Raw genomic sequence first — 2859 nt, forward strand, 5'->3', positions numbered from 1 at the left:
ATATAAAGTCGTATTATCATTCTTTCAAGAGCGTTTAAAAAATGTGCTTTATTTTTACGTGCTATTGACAGAAAAAGAGTCGAGAGCTTGATGATTACTGCCCCTATCCTGATCTGCGCCCGGTGAAAAATTGCAAGGCTGACTGTGCAATCGCTTCACTGCCTTTATTGTCAAGGGCCTGTTTGCATTGCCAGGCCATGGTTGCCTGTTTGCGGGCAATAGACGGCGGAAGATCTTGCTTTTTATCCGGGCTATACAATTTATTTTGAGAATCCAGAGAATCCAGAGAATCCAGAGAACTGACCGGCAGGCTTAAACGCAGGAAGCTTTTTTCAGTGAGTACCACCTGATCCAGAGCGTCATGCCGGATAGTATCCTGATAGCGAATATAACCTTCCGAGGCCAGCCACAGCATAGCATCAAAACAGGCTTTGTGGCGCCGGTTGGGGATGCCGTACTCATCGGTGCCAGCGTTAGCAATCAGATCATCCACATAAAGGGTTGTCAGTCGGGGGAAGCTGTTATAGAGCTGAACCAGCGTTTTCAGGCAGTCCTGATAAAACTCGTCAATGTGTATGTCGTCCATAGATCATCCATAAACCAGAAGTTTGGGAGACAGTGTCTCCTTTCATACATTAGTAGTGGATCCGGTTAATTTTATAATTGCTACACCATAACCCAAAGAACTGTAGCTCAAACTTACGTACTTTGTGCGAGATTCAAGGCGCTTGATAATTACCGTCCACACCCTTTTCACTGTACTTTTCCAACAAACAAAAATGTTGCCGCCCCGGAATCAGGCGGCCCTCGGCAAAAGCGTTATCAACATCCGTAGCTCCAGCGCTGCTGCTGGTTTTGCCTCATCAGTAATTCGCGGGTCTGCCGACCCTCTTCGGCAACCGGTTTTTGGTAGTCCGGCTGAAGCAGGGGCTTGGCCTGGAAGAAAAATCGGGCGCTGTCTGAGTGTTGCTTCCGCCCGGGAAATATTTCTGCCAGAAAGCCACGGATATGACCGGCCGTACTGCCCAAAGCGCAGCGCATAAAAAACTCCATCTCTTTTTTTGCCTGGGGGTCGTTCAGGCCCTGCAACCATTGGATGATAGTTTTGACCAGTTCTTCGTCGGATGCTTGCTCAGGCAATGGGCTGCTCCTGAGCATGGCAAGGCAGAGGGATTGCTTCAGGAATTGCCAGGATAAATCCAGCAACTCACCTTTTTCGTTGTCCGTCAGGTCGGCTGCTCCGTACTCGCCGTTAACATAGCGCATAATGGTCCAGGACAACTCCAGTGTCAGGCGATAAATGCCAATGGTACGCTTACGGGTCGCATCGCCCAGAATACTCTGGTAGCAGGATAACTCCCTGATGATGTCACCATCGGCCCGATGGGCACTGACCTCAGAGAGCAACTGACGAATGCCAGAGTTCCAGTAATCTTTTTGCATGGTTTCCGTTGCTGACAGCGTTTTGCCATAAGGCCCCATCACCTGGTATGAGTCATCCGGTGTCAGCGGTTCTGGTCGGTTACTGACCTGCCAGCCCCTGAGTTCGGCCATCAGGTTTTTGCACAATTCCTTTACCAGGTATTTCCGGCCAAGAGGCATTGCGATCATGGCAACGTCTGCCTCTGCGTTGAAAGTATCGCACTCTTCGGGAGCATCTTCGACGGTTCGGACGCTTGCCGGTATCACCGGCTCAATAACCGTTGGCGTGAGCTCAAGCAGCACTGGCACCAATATCTTTCGTATTTGCTCAAGCAAAGTATGCTCGTCCTGCGTCCAGAAGGCCTGGGGATGAGTAATCAGACTGTCGGCCTGTTCTTTCATGACCTTAAGTTCTTCAAGACTCAAAAGCGGGAGTTCTGCGCCAAGCAACTGACTCTTCAGTTTTATGCGCAGGATTTCCAGTTGCAGGCGCACATCAGGCTTCTTCAGCCCAAGAGCCAGGCAACTGCTCTCGGATTCACTGATGGCTTCATAGGCACGACGGTGTTCGCGCTGTTTGTTGAGGATAAATGCCTTGAGCCACAGCACGGTGTAGTTAGTCGTTGTGAGGTCGGGTACCTGCACATGGTTGCCGGTCAACAGGGCATCAAACATCGCTCGGGCCTGGGGATGATATTGCTCCAGCCGTTGTGAAAATTTCTCACGCTGGGGATCCGACAGTGCTTCTGCCGGACAATGGGCAAGGGCGTACAGCAAGGCAAACCAGTTATGGTCAACATTATCGACGACCAGTGCGGGGATAAACACATTGTACAGGTCGACCTCAGAAAGATAGGGTCTAAGTGCATGCAACTGGCTCACAAGCTTGTCTTTCTGGCGCAATTCCAATGTGAACGATTCGCCTTTCTGTGCTTTTGAACCAATGATTATGTTCAGATTTCCCAGTTGCGCGATACATGCCTTAATGATATGACCGGCAATTATCTCTTTACCAGTAGACGACGTTTTCGGGTCAAGGATACCATACTTGTTAAGCTGTTTAAGGACGGCCAGTAAATACATGGAGTAATCCTGGCCAGAAGCGGTTTTATGAAACACTGTCATGACAGTCTTTATCAGGGACAACAACTCTGAATCAAGTCCCTGGTCAAGGTCGAGCACCATCGACAGTGAATTGGCAAACATCTCACACCATTTGGAATACAGTTTCTGATCGAATTGATCCTTTATTTTCAGTGAGTTTTCTGCTGAATCAACAAGAACAAAAGCGCATTTAAGCACTCTCTTCAGAATATGGACAGGTTCGGATTTATCTTCCTGACTGAACTCCTCCAGTAAGTTTTTGGCAATATCATCAGTCTCCTCATCGATATTCCTGGACTCATAGTATAATTCCCTGGCGATCTGACGGGAGAG

General features: G+C 48.9%; 2 protein-coding genes. Both read right to left on the bottom strand.

What is annotated here, in order from left to right; genetic code table 11:
* Window positions 1–103: 103 nt before the first annotated feature.
* Window positions 104–586, bottom strand: a complete 483-nt coding sequence (locus KDK13_RS15230; protein WP_257285828.1) for a hypothetical protein — start codon at window positions 584–586, stop codon at window positions 104–106.
* A 236-nt stretch (window positions 587–822) separates the two neighbouring features.
* Window positions 823–2859: hypothetical protein (locus KDK13_RS15235; protein WP_257285829.1), on the bottom strand; the 2037-nt coding region annotated here is incomplete at its 5' end.

The sequence above is a fragment of the Endozoicomonas sp. SESOKO1 genome (genome assembly GCF_024606265.1).
Taxonomy (GTDB): domain Bacteria; phylum Pseudomonadota; class Gammaproteobacteria; order Pseudomonadales; family Endozoicomonadaceae; genus Endozoicomonas.